This is a genomic window from Bradyrhizobium sp. BWC-3-1, from assembly GCF_032917965.1.
Classification (GTDB): Bacteria; Pseudomonadota; Alphaproteobacteria; order Rhizobiales; family Xanthobacteraceae; genus Bradyrhizobium; species Bradyrhizobium canariense_D.
In genome coordinates this window covers 1082398-1098898 of the sequence record NZ_CP136625.1, presented here as the reverse complement: position 1 = coordinate 1098898, position 16501 = coordinate 1082398, and the positions used below count along the sequence as shown (strand labels likewise).

Annotated in this window: 14 protein-coding genes; 10 read left to right on the top strand and 4 right to left on the bottom strand. The window is 62.8% G+C overall.

The window, feature by feature from the left end:
* Nucleotides 1-9: 9 nt before the first annotated feature.
* The 3 genes from RX329_RS05320 to RX329_RS05310 all read right to left on the bottom strand — a co-directional run bounded on the left by RX329_RS05320 (nucleotide 10) and on the right by RX329_RS05310 (nucleotide 2313).
* Nucleotides 10-1074: an amidohydrolase family protein gene (locus RX329_RS05320; protein WP_018453370.1), complete on the bottom strand. Its 1065-nt coding sequence runs from the start codon at nucleotides 1072-1074 to the stop codon at nucleotides 10-12.
* A 228-nt stretch (nucleotides 1075-1302) separates the two neighbouring features.
* Complete coding sequence (locus RX329_RS05315) at nucleotides 1303-1578, bottom strand: YiaA/YiaB family inner membrane protein (RefSeq protein WP_085361234.1); 276 nt, start codon at nucleotides 1576-1578, stop codon at nucleotides 1303-1305.
* A gap of 39 nt (nucleotides 1579-1617) precedes the next feature.
* A complete protein-coding gene (locus RX329_RS05310; protein ID WP_018453369.1) occupies nucleotides 1618-2313 on the bottom strand; it encodes a PspA/IM30 family protein in 696 nt (231 codons plus the stop codon).
* Between the two features lie 103 nt (nucleotides 2314-2416).
* Between RX329_RS05310 and RX329_RS05305 the strand changes: the two genes are divergently transcribed.
* The 3 genes from RX329_RS05305 to RX329_RS05295 all read left to right on the top strand — a co-directional run bounded on the left by RX329_RS05305 (nucleotide 2417) and on the right by RX329_RS05295 (nucleotide 6307).
* Nucleotides 2417-3025 (top strand): TetR/AcrR family transcriptional regulator, encoded by a 609-nt coding sequence (locus tag RX329_RS05305; protein ID WP_026232519.1) that lies wholly within the window; start codon nucleotides 2417-2419, stop codon nucleotides 3023-3025.
* 112 nt (nucleotides 3026-3137) lie between these two features.
* Nucleotides 3138-4592 (top strand): dihydropyrimidinase, encoded by a 1455-nt coding sequence (hydA, locus tag RX329_RS05300; protein ID WP_085361233.1) that lies wholly within the window; start codon nucleotides 3138-3140, stop codon nucleotides 4590-4592.
* A gap of 95 nt (nucleotides 4593-4687) precedes the next feature.
* On the top strand, nucleotides 4688-6307 hold the full coding sequence (locus tag RX329_RS05295) for an ABC transporter substrate-binding protein (RefSeq protein WP_085361232.1): 1620 nt from the start codon (nucleotides 4688-4690) through the stop codon (nucleotides 6305-6307).
* 139 nt (nucleotides 6308-6446) lie between these two features.
* Here the strand turns inward: RX329_RS05295 and RX329_RS05290 are convergent, their stop codons facing one another.
* Complete coding sequence (locus RX329_RS05290; RefSeq protein WP_007597071.1) at nucleotides 6447-6587, bottom strand: hypothetical protein; 141 nt, start codon at nucleotides 6585-6587, stop codon at nucleotides 6447-6449.
* Nucleotides 6588-6666: 79 nt separating this feature from the next.
* On the opposite strand from RX329_RS05290, the gene RX329_RS05285 reads away from it, so the two are divergent.
* From RX329_RS05285 to RX329_RS05255, 7 genes are all read left to right on the top strand, one after another.
* The gene (locus RX329_RS05285) at nucleotides 6667-7236 is read left to right on the top strand and encodes an alpha-ketoglutarate-dependent dioxygenase AlkB (protein ID WP_085361231.1); all 570 of its coding nucleotides are present in this window, start codon (nucleotides 6667-6669) and stop codon (nucleotides 7234-7236) included.
* Nucleotides 7237-7466: 230 nt separating this feature from the next.
* On the top strand, nucleotides 7467-7961 hold the full coding sequence (locus RX329_RS05280; protein WP_085361230.1) for a hypothetical protein: 495 nt from the start codon (nucleotides 7467-7469) through the stop codon (nucleotides 7959-7961).
* A 134-nt stretch (nucleotides 7962-8095) separates the two neighbouring features.
* Nucleotides 8096-9025 (top strand): alpha/beta hydrolase, encoded by a 930-nt coding sequence (locus RX329_RS05275; protein ID WP_085361229.1) that lies wholly within the window; start codon nucleotides 8096-8098, stop codon nucleotides 9023-9025.
* 290 nt (nucleotides 9026-9315) lie between these two features.
* A complete protein-coding gene (gene dctP / locus RX329_RS05270) occupies nucleotides 9316-10278 on the top strand; it encodes a TRAP transporter substrate-binding protein DctP (RefSeq protein ID WP_018453361.1) in 963 nt (320 codons plus the stop codon).
* A 5-nt stretch (nucleotides 10279-10283) separates the two neighbouring features.
* Nucleotides 10284-12275, top strand: coding sequence for a putative bifunctional diguanylate cyclase/phosphodiesterase (locus RX329_RS05265; RefSeq protein WP_085361227.1), 1992 nt, complete (start codon nucleotides 10284-10286; stop codon nucleotides 12273-12275).
* Nucleotides 12276-12432: 157 nt separating this feature from the next.
* Nucleotides 12433-13815: an HlyD family efflux transporter periplasmic adaptor subunit gene (locus tag RX329_RS05260; protein ID WP_143273909.1), complete on the top strand. Its 1383-nt coding sequence runs from the start codon at nucleotides 12433-12435 to the stop codon at nucleotides 13813-13815.
* The gene (locus RX329_RS05255; protein WP_085361226.1) at nucleotides 13812-15755 is read left to right on the top strand and encodes a glycosyltransferase; all 1944 of its coding nucleotides are present in this window, start codon (nucleotides 13812-13814) and stop codon (nucleotides 15753-15755) included. The genes RX329_RS05260 and RX329_RS05255 overlap by 4 nt, the downstream gene beginning before the upstream one ends.
* Nucleotides 15756-16501: the final 746 nt, after the last annotated feature.

Genomic DNA, 16501 nt, shown 5'->3' with positions numbered 1-16501 from the left:
AACTCCGGTCTAGTTGGCGAGCGACAGCCGCGGAAACGTCTCCAGCGGGTTGTCGACGCACATCTTCGAGATGATGCTGTTCGGCAGGTCCGGCGGGATCGGATCGTCGCCGTCGAACTGCCAGTGCGGATAGTCGGACGCGAACAGGAACATCTTGTCCGAGCCGATCTGGTCGATGATCTCCTCGACGCTTTTGGCGTCGCCCGGCGCGTCGAACGGCTGCATTGTGACACGAAAACTGTCGCGGATGATCGCTGCCGGCTCGCGCTCGACCCAGGGCACCTCGACGCGCACGCCGCGCCAGGTCTTGTTGGCGCGCCACATGAAAGCCGGGAGCCAGCTCACGCCGGATTCCATCAGCACGACCTTGAGGTCCGGAAACTTGCCGAACACGCCCTCATAGATCAGGCTCAGGATCTGCGCCTGAAATGCCTGCGCCTCGACGAAGTAATATTCGTAGCGGTGCGACGGCCATCCGGCCGAGCTCGGCGCCTGCCGATATTGCGTGCCGGCGTGGATCGCGAGCGGCAGCTTGTACTTTTCCGCGAGCCGATAGACCGGCCAGAAATGCCGGCGTCCCAGCAGCGTCTCGCCCTGCGCCAGCACGAGGATCGAGACGAAGCGGTGATCGCCGGCGCGGCGCTCGATCTCCTCGACCGCCAGATCCGGATCCTGCATCGGCACCACGATCGAGGCACGCAAGCGCGCATCGCGCGACAGCCACTCAGTCGCGATCCAGTCGTTGATCGCCCTGCAGAAGTCGGCCGCCATGTAGGGATCGAACACGGCCTGAGCGCCGTAGAGCACGTTGAGAATCGCGTGGCTGGCACCCAACTGCTCGAATGCGCCCTTCTGTACCATCGCAAGATCGGAACCAGGCTTTGCGCCGTTCGCCGGACGCCAGTCGGCGCGGCCCGCCAGCGGCATGCTGGGCGGATAGGAGGTGAGATCGAGCCCGTCGATGGCGCGGCTCACGACCTGCTCTTTCCAGTGATCGCTGAGATAGGGCAGCAGCGTCGTGCGCGTGCCACCAACCGCCGGGTGGATGTCGCAGTCGATCCGCGTCACCGCCATGAAGTTCCTCGCCGAGATCTTGTAAGCACATCTTTTTGGCGGCATTCTTTGTGTGCCGCTCGTGCAGAGTGCTCCGGCCGCTGCCGGTGCGCAAGAGCGCACGCCCGCGCGATCCGTCATGGCTCGGTTGCATTTCGCAGGCGCAATACGAAGTTTGGCGGAATGCGGGTCGGCGCCGAGGCAGCGGAGCGAATTACTCCGCTGCTTCCTCGCGTATTGTCATGCCTCTCAAGCCGCCTTGGAGACTTCCATCAGTAAACGTTCCGCCCTGGCATCCTCGATGCGGTTCACCATCCGGCTACTTTCATGGTTGTCCCGGACCGTCTTGGTCAGGGTGATGCAAGTCTGGATCAACATGACGATGCCCATGGTGAGATAACCCTTCATCCAGAGGTCGATCGGCAGGAAGAAGATGCCGATGGCGATGAGGAAGGCGGAGGCTGCGAAGGACACGTAAGTGAAAGTCACCCAGGCGCCGCTGTGGGGCTGGCCATTCTGGTTCATGATGGTCTCCTGTTGGTTCGAATGATGATGGGTTTGGGATCAGACCGTCGGCGTGCGCTTGGACTTCAACCGTGCCAGCACGTCGTCCGCGGTCGTCTTGAGCCTGGGGCCAAAACCCTGCTCGGCGAGTTTTTCGGCGGTGGCGAGCGGACCGGTGGCCGCATCGAGCTCGACCAGCGCGTCGTCGGCGGCCTGGGCTTCCATCTGCCGCTCACGAAGACGCCTCAAAGTGCTCTCCGCCTCCGGCAGCGTGGATTCGTAGGGGCGTGCCGCCTCGATGCCGCTGCGGCGAAGCGAGCGCACCGCTTCCGAGGCACGGGCGACGCGGCGGCCGCGGTCGAGCTCGGTGATGCGGGCCTGCGCGCTTGCGACGTGCCGCTTCAGCCGCGCGATTTCGGTTGCGAACAGTGCGCGGGCCGTCAGCGCCGCATCGCGATCGGCCTCCAGGCCCGCGATGGCTTCGGCAGCATCGTTGGCGAGATCCTCGCGGTCCCCGTCGAGCGCCGCGACCGCGCGCATCTCGAGATCAGCGATGCGGGCGACGGTCGCCTCGAGCTTGCGAGCTTCCTGCTGGTCCTGCGCAATCGCCAGCGCAAGGGTCCGTTTGCCGCGCTCGACGGCCGCGGCCGCGTCGCGCATCTGTTGATCGAGGATCAGAAGGGCCGTCCGGTCTTCCAGCTCCTCGCTGGCGGCGGCCACGCTGCCGCGGAAAAGTGTCACTACGGTCTTGAACATCTGAAGCTCCCTGTTATGAGCGTTGCTCACGGATGGTTTGTAGCAAGAAACTTGAACATCGTTCAAGGAATATTTGAGCGACGCTCAAGAATTTGGTTTGCGGATGACTAAGCCATTGGAACGCCGAGAGAAACTTCGATCCGATTTGATCCTGGCGGCGGAACGAATGATCGCCGACAGGGGATTGGCGGGTTTAAAGACCCGCGATCTCGCCCGCGAGATCGGCTGCGCCAACGGCGCGGTCTACAATCTCGTCGCCGATGTCGATGAACTGATCCTACGCGTGGGCTCGCGCACTTTGCTTCGGCTCGACCGGGCCCTGAGCGCGGCGGAAAGCGCGCGCGAGCCGTCGCCGCAGGAGACCCTGGTCCGCATTGCTCTCGCCTATTGCGATTTCGCCGCGGAGAATCTCGAACTGTGGCGCGCTCTGTTCGAGCACCGCATGGCAGCCGACAAGCCCCTCCCCGACTGGTCCATCGACGACCAGCTGCAGCTGTTTCGCCACGTCTACCAGCCGCTGGCCGCGCTATTTCCAAAACGCAGTCGGGAGGAGCTCGGCATCACCGCGCGCAGCCTGTTCTCGGCGGTGCATGGCATGGTGGCGCTGGGACTGGAGCAGAAACTGGTCGCGGTGCCGCTGCCGGCGCTCCGGAAGGAAATCGCGGGCCTGGTGCGCGCGATGATTGACGGGCTGATCGCGCGGGCGGCGTAGGGGCCGAGAGAGCACGGCTCAACTGTCGGCGTGCCTGACTAAAATTTCACCTGTCGCGTCGTGTGCCGCGCGCTTAGCTTCGCGAGGTCCACTTTCCTCTCCGGAGCATCCAATGCCCCTCCTCATCCGCGGCGGCACCGTCGTCAATCATGATCATTCGCGCCGCGCGGACGTGCTGATCGACGGCGAGACCATCGTCGCGGTCGGGCAATCGCTCGATGCGCCCACCGGCAGCGAGGTCATCGATGCCGGCGGCGCCTACGTCATCCCGGGCGGCATCGATCCGCACACCCATCTCGAAATGCCGTTCATGGGCACGGTCACCGCGGACGATTTCGAATCGGGAACCAAGGCGGCGCTGGCCGGCGGCACCACCATGGTGGTGGATTTCTGTCTGCCCGATCCCGGCCAGTCGATGCTCGCGGCCTATCAGGAGTGGCGGCACAAATCCGAGAAGGCCGCTTCCGACTACGGCTTCCACATGGCGGTAACGTCGTGGTCGAAGCAGATCCATGACGAGATGGAGACCGTGGTCAAAACCTACGGCATCAACACCTTCAAGCACTTCATGGCCTACAAAGGCGCGCTGATGGTGAACGACGACGAGCTCTACAACTCGTTCGCCCGCTGCGCCCATCTCGGCGCCATGCCGGTCGTGCATGCGGAGAACGGCGACGTCGTCGCCCTGATGCAGGAGGCGCTGATCGCGCGCGGCATCACCGGGCCCGAGGGACACGCTTATTCACGGCCGCCGGAGGTGGAGGGTGAAGCCACCAACCGCGCCATCATGATCGCCGACATGACGGGGACGCCGGTCTACATCGTGCACACGAGCTGCCGCGAAGCGCATGAGGCGATCGCGCGCGCACGTGCGGCGGGCAAGCGCGTCTATGGCGAGCCGTTGATCCAGCACTTGTTGCTGGACGCCGGTGAATATCAGAACAAGGACTGGGATCATGCCGCGCAGCGCGTGATGTCGCCGCCGTTCCGCGACAGGTCGCATCAGGATAGTCTTTGGGCCGGTCTGCAAGCCGGCTCGCTGCAGGTGGTCGCGACCGACCACTGCGCCTTCACCACCGAGCAGAAGCGGTTCGGGCTCGGCGATTTCAGAAAGATCCCGAACGGCACCGGCGGCCTCGAAGATCGCCTCGCCCTGCTGTGGACCGCGGGCGTCGCCACGGGACGGTTGACGAAGGAAGAATTCGTCGCAGTCACCTCGGCGAATATCGCCCGCATCCTCAACATCTATCCGCGCAAGGGCGCGGTCGCCGTCGGCTCGGATGCAGATATCGTGGTTTGGGATCCCAAGGCGAGCAAGACCATCAGCGCGAAGCGGCAGATGAGCCGGATCGATTACAACGTGTTCGAGGGGTTTTCCTGCACCGGCGGACCGGCGGCGACGCTGTCGCGCGGCCGAATCGTCTGGAAAGACGGCGATCTGCGCGCCGAGGCCGGCGACGGCCGTTATGTCGAGCGCCCGGCGTTCTCGCCCGTGCATGTCGCCAATTCGACGTGGAAGGAGCTGACCGCCCCACGCGCCGTGCCCCGCGGAGCGGTGACGCCGTAGAATTGATGGCCGCGCAGCATGCGACGCCGTGAAGCGCGGCCGATGGCATGCGCCTTGCCTCTTTATGGTGCGAATCTCTCAAGAGTGAGGCACCCATGAGCGCATCATCATTCGACCTAAACCGCCGCAGCGTGCTCGGCGGCCTCGGCCTTGCCGGAATGACCGCCCTCGCTCCGCGCTTTGCCTCGGCGCAAGGGCGCGCAGAGACGCTGCTGGTGGTGCAGGAGCTCGGGCCAAACTCGCTCGACATGCAGGGCGTCGGCTCCAACCAGACCGTGAACGGGCTGTCCTGGAATTGCTACGATCGCCTGCTGAGCTATGCCTCCAAGACGCTCTCCGACGGTACGCTGTCTTATGACCGCGAGAAGCTCGCACCTGAACTCGCCGAGAGCTGGGAGGTTGCGGCCGACGGCATGTCCTGCATTTTCAAGCTGCGAAGGGACGCGAAATTCCACGACGATACGCCGGTCACGGCGAAAGACGTCAAATGGTCGTTCGATCGCGCGGTGAAGGTCGGCGGTTTTCCGACCTTCCAGATGTCGGCGGGATCGCTGGAAAAGTCCGAGCAGTTCATCGTGGTCGACGACCACACTTTCCGCATCGACTATGTGCGCAAGGACAAGATGCTGCTGTTCAACGTCGCGGTGGTCGTGCCTTTCATCATCAACTCGGAGCTCGCAAAAAAGAACGCGACGGCGGAAGACCCGTGGGCGCTGGCGTGGCTCAGGAACAACGAGGCCGGCGGCGGCGCTTACACGATCGAAAGCTGGAAGCCGGGCAGCGAGACCGTGCTGGCGCGCTTCGACGATTGGAAGAGCGGACCTCTCCCGAAGCTCAAGCGGGTGATCGCGCGCGACGTCCCTTCCGCCGGCACTCGCCGCGCCATGCTGGAACGGGGCGATGCGGATATCTCCAGCGGCTTCGCGCCGCGTGACTTCGAGCAGATCATTCGGGAGGGCAAGGTCAAGGTCTCCGGCGTGCCGATCCCGAACGCGCTCTGGTCGGTGGCGCTCAACACGGCAAAGCCGCCGTTCGACAATGTGAAGCTGCGCCAAGCCGTCGCCTGGGCGATGCCCTATGAGCAGATCCAGAACAGCGCGTTCTTCGGACGCGCCGTTCCCATGTATGGCGGAGCAGCAGACGTCTCAAAGCCGGTCTGGCCGCAGGCGTTTCCTTACGCCACCGATCTCGACAAGGCCAAGGCCCTGATGAAGGAGGCTGGCTTCGAGTCAGGGCTGGAGACGACGCTGTCACTCGATACCGGCACGGCCACGGTCGGCGAGCCGACCGCGATCCTGATCCAAGAGAGCCTCGCCAAGATCGGAATCAAGGCGGCGATCGACAAGATTCCCGGCGCGAACTGGCGCACTACGCTGAACAAGAAGGAGCTGCCGCTCGCGCTGAATCGTTTCAGCGGCTGGCTCGATTATCCCGAATACTACTTCTACTGGAATTTCCACGGCAACAACTCGATCTTCAACATCTCCTCGTACCAGAACAAGGAAATGGACGCGCTGATCGACAAGGCGCGGTACACCACGGATGCTGCCGAGTACGAAAAGGCCGTGAAGGATTTCATCGCGCTCTGCATGCGCGATGTTCCCATCGTCCCGGTGAATCAGCCGATCCACGATGTCGCGATGCAGAGGGCCATCACCGGCTACGAATTCTGGTTTCATCGCGAGCCTGACTACCGGCAGTTCGCGAAGGGTTAGGCTCGGAGAGGCGTGAGCAAACCCGCGCCTGCGGGATGGGGCTGGCGATCGCGCGCGCGGTGATGGCGAGCCATGGCGGCTCGATCAGGCTCACGCCGACCGATCAGGGCGCGGCGTTCGAGCTGCAGTTTCCAATGGGCTAGATCGCGAACACCCAGGCGGCGACGATGGTGCCGATGGTGACCAGACCGGCGATGGTCCAGCCGGCTGCGTATTCCAGCTCAGGATGACCGGTCGCCCGCATGATCTCTGCCGGATCGGCGGTATGCTTCTCTGCCATGACGGCCTCGCATGTTACTTTCCGCGTCATATGTAAGTCGCATCAGCCACCATTAGGTTCCATCACGGAAATGCGAGGAATGACGCAGCTTGGCTTGTTCGCCGATCCGCACGCAGGGCCCGCCGGCCTTCGCTATGCCGATGACTTCGTCGAGACCGCCGTCGAGCAGGCGCTCATCGGCCGCATCGCAGCATTGCCGCTCCAGCGCTTCCAGTTCGGCGCCTTCGAGGGCAACCGCCGGGTGGCGTCCTTCGGCTATCGCTATGACTATTCGCTGCAGCGGCTGGCCGAGGTCGAGCCGATCCCGGACTGGGTCCTGCCCGTCGCGCGGCAGGTCGAGGCATGGGCTGGGCTTGCCGACGGCAGCGTGCGGCAGGTGCTCTGCACCGAATACGAGGCCGGCGTCGGCATCGGCTGGCATCGCGACAAGCCGCATTTCGACAAAATCCTCGGCATGTCGCTGGGCTCGTCCTGCAAATTCCGTTTCCGCCGCCGTAGCGGCGACAAATGGGAGCGCCACACGCTCGAAGCCCGGCCGCGCTCGCTTTACATGATGGACGGCGAGGCGCGGTCGCAATGGGAGCACAGCATCCCGCCGGTCGAGGCGCGCCGCTATTCCATCACCTTCCGGACGATGAAGCAGGCCTGACAGGTCGGCCAAACAAAAAAACGCGAAAACAACCCCATGCACAGTAGAACGGCCGTCTTGGCGCGGGGCTCGGCCCCGCGGCGTAACCGTTTGACACCTCGGAGCAAAACAGCCGTAGCGCGCGAAGGCGCGAGGCGAGGCGAACTTGCCTTCCAATTCGGATTTACATGCTAATCTGGTTCCGCGCGCTTCCCGGAGGGAAGCCGCGATTGCAGGTCCAGGGAGGGAAGATGAAAGCCGGTCGATTGATCTTCGCCTGCACCCTCGTCCTCGCAGCCGCCTCCGGCGTCGCGGGAGCCTCCGACGCGACGCCCGCAAAAGTCTCGGGCGCGACGGCGCTGGCGCTCGCGGGGGTGATCGCGCCGCTGTCGTCGGTCCTGTCTGGCGCCGAGAAGAAGGCAATGGCGATGCTGTTCGCCGCCAACAGCGACATTCCCTACACGAAGCCGATCATGGTGACCGCCGATCGAATCGTCTGTCGCGCCGGCAATGTCGACATCACCGTCCGGAACTGCGAGGTCACCTTCGGCAAGAAGACCCGGACGGTGAATGGCTCCACGGCCAACGAGATCTTCGCCACCGAAGCTCTGGCCGGCATTCCGGCCGACGGTGCCGCGGGATCGAATTTCGAGAGCCTGACCAAGCTGAGCTGCACGATCGACCCCAATGCCATCCGCCGGAAGGACGGCAGCGGGGCGGATTGCACGTTCCAGCCGGGGAATTGAACCACGCGTGGAGGACGAGCCGAGAGAACCATGGGTGCCGCGAAATCGCCTCATGACCAACTAACTAATAAGGCGAATTGAAAAGACGGGCCAAACGCGCGAGCCCATATCGGGCACGCAGGGCCACCACCGACATGAAGAATTTTCTCGCATTTTTTCTGATTCTGGGCCTGACGGCAGCCTCCGCGCACGGCCCCTTGCCGCCGCGGCCGGCTGCGCCGTCCGATCTTGTCCAGGTCGGCCTCACAGATAGCGACACCACCGCAGGCGGCACCGCGCGGCTATGCGAGCAGGTCACCTTCTCGCGCGGCCTGCGCTACGGCGAGAGCGAAGCCAATGTGCTCGATGTCGCCACCGCCACGACCAAGGCGGATACGCCGCGGCCGGTGCTGCTGTTCGTGACCGGCGACACTTTCACTGGCGACCGCGCCGCGCCGGAGCTGTCGCGCCAGATCCAGGACCAGGCCATGTGCTTTGCCGCGCGCAACGACATGATCGGCGTGCGCGTCAACTACCGGCTGGCGCCCTCGGCGACGTGGCCGGCGGGTGCGAGCGACGTGGCGGCGGCGCTGTCCTGGGTCCACGGCAATATCGACCTATTCAACGGCGATGCCCGCGAGATCGTTGCGGTCGGCTACGGCGCCGGCGCCTTCCACGTCGCCACCCTGCTGGCCCATCCCGAACTCCAGACCGACCGCGCCGATGTCGCGGCGGTCGTGCTGGTGTCCGGGATCTACCGCGCCGGCAAGGACGCCAGCGACAGCGAGAAGGCCTATCTCGGCAGCGACGCCAGCCAGTACAACAAGCGCTCGGTCTTCCCCGGCATCCTCAATGTCGACGTCCCGATCGTGCTGGCCTGGGCCGCGGATGATTCCGCCGGCATCACGGCGCAGGGCGAAACCCTGAAGAAGACGCTCTGCGGCGCCGGCCATTGCCCGCGTAGCGCGCTGCTGCGCAGCCGCGACGGCATCGCGAGCGCCTTCGGCCTCGACGGCTCCGGCGACAGCCTCGCCGAGCCGACGCTGCTGCTGGTGCATCAGCTCGAGGCGCGCGGTCTGCCGTAGCGGCGTGTTGCCGGCAGCGCGCTGATAACGTCCACCTTTAGCTGGGTTGCCCCTCTCGCGGCCGCGCGCTCTCAGACAATTGTCTCGCCGGCGTTAGCACGCTTCAAACTACGATTCGCGATCTGGTCGCCGCCCGGATCGCCGCGTGCTATCTAGGAGAGCTCTCTGAAGCATTTCTATCTGTGGGGGTTCGTTAGGGACCAAGCAAATCGGCGTTTCGACGCGCCGCCGCCACGATCGGAAAACCGATGCTTACTTTGCTTGCACGATGCGCGGTGATCTCTTTTGCGTTGATCTCGGCCTCCGCCGCCGAACCGGTCAAGCTCAAATTGGCCTTCCCCAGTTCCGACCGCTCGACGAGTTATCTCGCTGCGGTCAAGCCATTCGTCGACGCGGTCAACGCCGAGGCAAGAGGCCAGATCGAAATCGAGACCTATTTCAGCGGCGTGCTTGGAAAGGATCCGGCTGAGCAACCCCAGCTCGTGCTCGATGGTACGGCCGACATCGCCTACGTCGTGACGGGACTGACTCGCAACCGGTTCGCAGACAATGCAATCATCGAGATGCCCGGCCTGTTTACGAACATGCGGGAGTCCGTTGCGGTGTTCAACCGGCTTATGGCCGCCGGCGCGCTGCAAGGATACGACGACTACGTGGTGATCGGCGCCTATGTCACCGAGCCCGAGACGATCCACAGCAACATTCCGATCACGTCGCTGAATGATCTGAAGGACAAGAGAATTCGCGTCAACAATCCGGGCGAAGCCGCAGCGCTCGAAAAGCTCGGAGCGCGGCCCGTATTTCTGCCGGTCACCAAGATCTCCGAAGCCATCGGCAGCGGCAGCATCGATGGCGCCCTGGTACCACCATCTCCATTGGTCGATTACGGCATCAAACGCGTTGCGACCTATCATTACCTTCTTGGCATCAGCGGCGCACCGCTGATGGTTTTGATGAACCGGAAAATATTCAACCGGCTGCCGAAACCTGCACAGGCGACCATCCTCAAATACAGCGGTGCGTGGTCTGCCGGACGTTTCATGGATACCTACGAAGCCGTTGAAAACAGCATTATGGGGGAGCTGAAGTCCGATCCCAAACGCCAGGTGACCATACCCACGCCGTCGGACCTCGATGCGGCCAATGCCGTGTTCGCGGCCGTTGCCGACGATTGGGCTTCGAAAAGTGAGCGCAATGCCGAACTGCTAAAAACGGTTCGGGCCGAGCTCACGAAAATGCGATCGACCCGGTAGCACTGATGCCGTCACTCGCCAGTATCTGGCCTCAGCGAAACATCGTCACCATCGTCGCCGCGCTTGCCATTCTGTTGCTGGGCGCCGGGACGACCCTGAAGATCACGACCGATCATCTTCTCCGTCAAGATGCGACGTCGACCGCTCGTAGCTGGGCGAGGTTCCTGGCGGCCAGTGTCACCGATCTCGAGCAGATCGCCGGCGGCGAGCAGCCTTCCGCCGCGAGCATGGCGTTCTTCCTGTCGGCGCGAAATTCCGGCGAGGTCTTTCACTACGAAATATTCAACCGTAATGGCTACTCCCAGTTCGTTTCGACCCGCGAAAAGATCGCGCTCGTCGACTTGTCTGAATATAGCCCCGATGCGGCGCGATCAGCGGTTGACGGTCTCCCGATCGTCGACGTCAGGGAGGGAAATTCGCCCGACCGACCGGCATTCTTCGCCCGCGCCTATGTCCCGGTCCAGACCGACGGTCGCCTCACCGCTGTCGTTGCGGCCTACGTGGATGAAACCGAGCAACGCAAGAATGTCCACAATACGTTCCTGACCGCGGCCGTGTTCCTTTGCCTGCTGTCAGGTCTCGCCTTCTCCATTCCCGCAATTGCCTGGTATCGGGAAACAAAGGTGAAGCACGCTGACCGGCGCATCCGGTTTCTCGCCCATCATGACGCGTTGACCGGGCTGACCAATCGCCCGCAGCTGATCGAAAAACTGGAGAGCGCCATCGCTCGCCTGCCGATGCGGGGCGGCAGCCTTGCCGTACACTTCATCGACATCGACCGTTTCAAGGAGGTCAACGATTCGCTTGGTCACGACGGTGGCGATTTTCTGCTCAAGTCCATCGCCAAGCGTCTTCGCGCCGCGGCCAGGATCGACGACGTGGTGGCGCGGCTCGGCGGCGACGAATTCGTGGTCGTGCAGAGCGGGATCGCCGGCAAAGCTCAGGCCGAGTCGTTTGCGAGCCATCTCGCCGCCGCGGTAAATGCGACCGTGAAATTCAAGCAGCACGAGATCCTCACCACCGCTAGCATCGGCGTGGCGCTGGCGACGGGGGAAGACACCACCGCCGAGCGGTTGCTCAAGAGTGCCGACCTCGCGCTCTACGCGGCCAAGGCAGCCGGCCGCAACTGCATCCGGTTTTTCCTGCCTGAAATGGACACTGAGCTACAAGCGCGCATCGAGCTCGAGAGGGCGATTCGCGACGCGGTACTGAATGATCGCTTCGAATTGCATTACCAGCCGCTCTTCGAAATATCCCAGCGCCGCCTTGCCGGCTTCGAAGCGCTGATCCGGATGCCCGCGGCGGACGGAACCCTCATTCCGCCATTGACCTTCATTCCGGTCGCCGAGGACTTGCGGCTTATCGACAAGATCGGGGCGTGGGTGTTGCGGGAGGCATGCCGCACGGCCGCGACCTGGCCGGCGCACCTGACCGTTGCAGTGAACCTGTCACCCGTGCAGTTCGTGGCGGGCAACATCGGTGACATCGTCGCCGCCGCACTAAAAGACGCCGGACTCGCGGCGCACCGGCTCGAACTGGAGATCACCGAAAGCCTGCTGCTCGGCAACACCGAAACGATCATGGCTCAGCTCCGGACGCTCAAGACGATGGGCGTTGCCATCGTGATGGACGATTTCGGGGCTGGCTATTCGAGCCTCAGCTATCTGTGGCGCTTTCCGTTCGACAAGATCAAGATCGATCGAGCCTTCATGCAGAGCCTCGACGGCCCTCATTGTCAGGTCGGGACAGTAGTAAAAGCGATCATCGCGCTCGGACGGGAACTGCGCATGCGGGTGACGGTCGAAGGCGTCGAGACCGCCAACCAGGCAGCTTTCCTTGACGCGGCCAACGGTGATCAGGTCCAGGGCTTCTTCTTCGGCCGGCCGATCCCCGCCTCAGAGCTCGGCGCCAGCATTCTCGCGGAGTTTGAGAAAGCAATGCCGCGGGCTTCGCCCGCGACCAAGCTGCACCTCGTCAACACATCGGCTGAACGGTAGCACGGACCCGTGCCTCTATCGGCCCAATGCGACTCTTGGCGATCCGCTATCGCAGACAATTCTCATGTTTCAGTTAGCCTTTGCAACACCAACATCGCATTTGGATTCGGCCGGCCGTATCTCGCGCGGAGGTTGCGCGTTGACTCTCAGGTGTATGATGCAAAACAAAACGCGTTTCGATTCGACATTCGAAGGCGGCGGCGGTCCAGATATCGCAAAACCTCTCGCGGTGGACGGAAACCATGACGCGCACGGTTTGCAACGCGCGTTGGATGCGCGTCTCAGTCCCGGCAATGCCGATGCCCCCGCAACCGGCGGCGATGCCGCCGCGGATGTAGCGCAATCCAAGCCGAGCCGGACGCTTCTCCGATTTGTGAAGGCCGCGGCGGGCATCGCCATCGTCGCAGTATTCGGCTGGCTGCCGCTCAGAGCGCTTTTCCAGACGTCAAGCGTCGAAGCCGTCGTCAATTCGAGGCTCGTGACGTTGAGGTCGCCGATTGACGGGAAGATTTCAGCCGGGGCCAGTCTGTCAGGCGATTTAGGCACCGTCGGTGAGGGCACTTTCATCCTCCGTGTCGTCAATCCGCGCGGCGACCGCGTGCGGCTCGATGACCTGCGCAGTCAGATGTCTCGCCTCGAAAACGAAAGGCCGAGCCTCGTTTCGAAGATAGCTTCAGCCCAGGCGGGGCAGAAGGATCTGGCGCGTCAGGCGGCCCTGTTCACAGCGGGGCGCATTCGTCAGCTCGAGGCGCGCATCGCAGAAATCCAAACATCAATCGAAGCGGCCGCAGCGCGTCGTGAAGAGGCGGCAGCCGCGGTGGAACGAGCATCATCGCTCATCAAATCGGGCAGCGTTTCGTCTGTCGAGCTTGGGCGCCTGACGCGGGATCAAACCATTGCTCAGCAGACCGAAATCGGCGCGCGACGCCGTCTGGATGCAACCCAGGTCGAGCTCACCGCCGCGCGCGAGGGCACTTTCCTCGGCGACAGCTACAACGATCGTCCGAGCTCGGTGCAGCGTGAGGAGGAAATGCGGCAGCGGGCTGAAGGCCTCACCGCGGACGTAGCGCACGCCGATGCGCAAATCTCGTGGCTCGTCGGCGAGATAGAATCAGAGCGATCTCGTTACATCGGCCGCTCCGAGGCGGACATCAAGTTCCCCGTCGCCGGCCGAATATGGGAGGTCATGACGGCACCTGGAGAGGACGTCCGGGCCGGACAACCGCTCATTCGTCTACTCGATTGTTCCGGCGCCGTAGTGACGGCGAACGTCACTGAGAGCGTGTATAACGGGCTGCAACTGGGATCTCTCGCACATTTCCGGCCGAGCGCCGGCGGCCCCGAATTGACTGGCACCGTCGTCAATCTCACCGGCTCCGCAGGGGTCGCAGCGAACCTCGCCATTAATCCCGATGCGCTGAGCAAGGAACCGTATCGTGCGACGATTTCGGTCCCCGACCTCAACGATGGCTCCAACGATTGTCCAGTCGGGCGAACCGGACGCGTCATCTTCTCGCCAGACACTGCGAGAAAGCCATGATCGCCGCGCTGACACCGGGCCTTATTGCGCTCGGGTTCTGCGTTGCCGTCCTTCCCTGGTTGCGGCACGAGAACTCCACGGCGCGCTCGCTGATGATCTCAATCGCATTGCTGCTCATGATCCGCTATTTTGGATGGCGCATGACAGCCACGGTGCCGCCCGTCGGCTGGACCGCCGACTTCGCCGTGGGATCCGTGTTCCTCTTCGTCGAGGCTGTATCGCTTGCGGCGGGTGCACTGACACTGGTGTTTCTCAGCCGCTCGACCAATCGAACGCCGCAAGTCGAAGTCAACAGGCGGTGGCTTGCCGGACGGCAAGCTCCGCTGATCGACGTATTCATTTGCACCTACAACGAGGAAACGTCGATTCTGGAGCGCACAATCATCGGCGCCACGGGAATGAACTATCCCAACTACCGCGTCTGGGTTCTGGACGACGGACGGCGTGACTGGCTCGAAAAGCTTGCCGGCCAACTCAGCTGCCGGTATCTGGCGCGCCCGGACAACAAGGACGCCAAGGCCGGCAACATCAATCACGCCCTGAGGCATGTGGCGGAGCTCGCCGATCCCCCAGATTTCATTTCGATTCTCGACGCCGATTTCGTGCCTATGCCCGAATTTCTCAGCCGCGCGACGTGCCTGTTCCGCGACCAGGGCGTAGGCGTGGTACAGACACCTCAGCATTTCATCAATGCGGATCCGATCCAAACCAATTTGGCCGCGACCAAGGTCTGGCCGGACGAGCAGCGCTTTTTCTTCGATATCCTGATGCCATCGAAGGACGCTTGGGGCGTGGCGTTTTGTTGCGGCACGTCGTCGGTCATCCGATTCTCGTCCCTCGTGAAGATCGGCGGCTTTCCGACCGATTCCGTGACGGAGGACTACTTGCTGACGCTGCGGCTGACGGAAATTGGATCACGCACGGTGTACCTGAACGAGCGTCTGACCTTGGGGCTGGCCCCGGAGGGACTCAAGGAGTACATCACTCAGCGCAGCCGATGGTGTCTTGGCTTCATGCAAATCTTTCGGGGGCGCAGTGGTCCCTTTTCCCGAAGATCGCAGCTGGACGTTGTCGACAGGCTTTCTCTCATCGAAGCATTCATGAGTTGGACCTCGACCTATGTCGTCAAGGTCTTCGGTCTCGTCGTTCCAAGCCTTTATCTTCTCTTCGGCATCAAAGCGGTCCAGGCCGATCTTTTCGAACTCCTCGGATATTTCCTGCCGTTTTATGTCTGGTATTCGCTCACCATGGCCTGGATTTCCCGCGGACGCTCCATGGCGGTGATGTCGGATGTCGCTCAATACATTGCACTGCCGGCGGTTCTCAAGGCCGTGGCGGCGGGACTGCTCCAGACGCAGGGACACACATTCAAGGTCACGGCGAAGGGCGGGGATCGCGACCAACGCTTCGTCGAATGGCCACTGCTCAGGGTATACGGCACCGCATTGGCGATTACGCTCGCGGGTATCGTCTATGCCTTCGTGCTTCATGTGCAAGGTGACATGATCGCCTATGGCGGTCTGGCGCTCGCCTGGAGTTTGTACAACGCCATCATTCTGTTGATCGTCTGCCTGGTGTCCATCGAGCAGCCGCGGCGACGGAAGGCCGAGCGGTTCGAGCGAGATGAGCCTGTCCTTTTCAATATCGGTTCCCGGCAGTGCATCTACCGTTTGGCAGACATGTCGATCACGGGCGCTCGCTTCGTGAGCGACAATCCACCACCTGTCGGGACCGCGGTTCGCTGCACCCTCCAGGAGAGAAACGTCGCGGCCCTGGTCGTGCGACGCACGGGGAATGGCTTTGCAATCCGGTTTGATGAAACCCTCAACACCCGCATCGCTCTCATTCGCGCTTTCTATTCCGGTGACTACGTCAGCGCATTCACCGGCATCCACGCCGCCCCGATCGGCAAAGCATTAATGATGCGGATTTTCGGGTGACTACCTCTGCTGATGAAGCGCAGCACCAAGCTCGCTGAACGTCACCGTCGTTGCCAAGCCGAGCGCTGCAACCGGTTCTTCTCGACCAATGCCTACGTCCAGGCCTTCGGCGCTCGTTCGTTCCAGGTAGCGCGCGCCCTATGTAGGCGCCCGCAATTCGCCCTGAAACCAAGCCAAGGTATCAGACGATCTCATTGGGTCGACCAGCACGACCGCGATCTGGTCGACGAAATCGCAAGCGGGACATTCGAAGGTCCAAATCTCAGAACCGGCGGAGCTTGGCGTGATGCGCGCCAGCGTCGTTGTTATCCGGCATGTAGGACAAGGTGGTCGCTGAATGGCCATGAGGCTCGCCTGAATCCGGCGGGAGCGCGATACTCTCAGTCACCGATGGGCGCCGATGCGGGCGGTGATGGACCATCATGGAACCGAGAGCTCTGCCGCCACCGGTCAATATTGACCACCATCCAAATTACGGCCCGCTATCCCAAACATGATCTTTCACAGATCGGTTCATTTTTCATCGGACGAGTGCGGAACAGCGAGCGCACCCGCGCTATATCGCCCGATTTCACGACCGCCGGGTCGAGATGGAGTCCAATGTCCGCGGGCTGCCCTAGCGGCGCGCCACACTCGGCGCGTCAGCACGCCTGCCGTTTCGTCCGGCCCTCCAGCTGCGCACCGCGCCACAGCTTTGACAAACGCTTGACCTAGATCAAGCAGCCTTGGTGCGGATTGAGCCGACC

Bases quoted from the DNA above. Each gene is read 5' to 3' on its own strand.
- RX329_RS05320 (WP_018453370.1), bottom strand. From the start codon at position 1,074: ATGGCGGTGACGCGGATCGACTGCGACATCCACCCGGCGGTTGGTGGC.
- RX329_RS05315 (WP_085361234.1), bottom strand. From the start codon at position 1,578: ATGAACCAGAATGGCCAGCCCCACAGCGGCGCCTGGGTGACTTTCACT.
- RX329_RS05310 (WP_018453369.1), bottom strand. From the start codon at position 2,313: ATGTTCAAGACCGTAGTGACACTTTTCCGCGGCAGCGTGGCCGCCGCC.
- RX329_RS05305 (WP_026232519.1), top strand. From the start codon at position 2,417: ATGACTAAGCCATTGGAACGCCGAGAGAAACTTCGATCCGATTTGATC.
- hydA (WP_085361233.1), top strand. From the start codon at position 3,138: ATGCCCCTCCTCATCCGCGGCGGCACCGTCGTCAATCATGATCATTCG.
- RX329_RS05295 (WP_085361232.1), top strand. From the start codon at position 4,688: ATGAGCGCATCATCATTCGACCTAAACCGCCGCAGCGTGCTCGGCGGC.
- RX329_RS05290 (WP_007597071.1), bottom strand. From the start codon at position 6,587: ATGGCAGAGAAGCATACCGCCGATCCGGCAGAGATCATGCGGGCGACC.
- RX329_RS05285 (WP_085361231.1), top strand. From the start codon at position 6,667: ATGACGCAGCTTGGCTTGTTCGCCGATCCGCACGCAGGGCCCGCCGGC.
- RX329_RS05280 (WP_085361230.1), top strand. From the start codon at position 7,467: ATGAAAGCCGGTCGATTGATCTTCGCCTGCACCCTCGTCCTCGCAGCC.
- RX329_RS05275 (WP_085361229.1), top strand. From the start codon at position 8,096: ATGAAGAATTTTCTCGCATTTTTTCTGATTCTGGGCCTGACGGCAGCC.
- RX329_RS05265 (WP_085361227.1), top strand. From the start codon at position 10,284: ATGCCGTCACTCGCCAGTATCTGGCCTCAGCGAAACATCGTCACCATC.
- RX329_RS05260 (WP_143273909.1), top strand. From the start codon at position 12,433: ATGCAAAACAAAACGCGTTTCGATTCGACATTCGAAGGCGGCGGCGGT.
- RX329_RS05255 (WP_085361226.1), top strand. From the start codon at position 13,812: ATGATCGCCGCGCTGACACCGGGCCTTATTGCGCTCGGGTTCTGCGTT.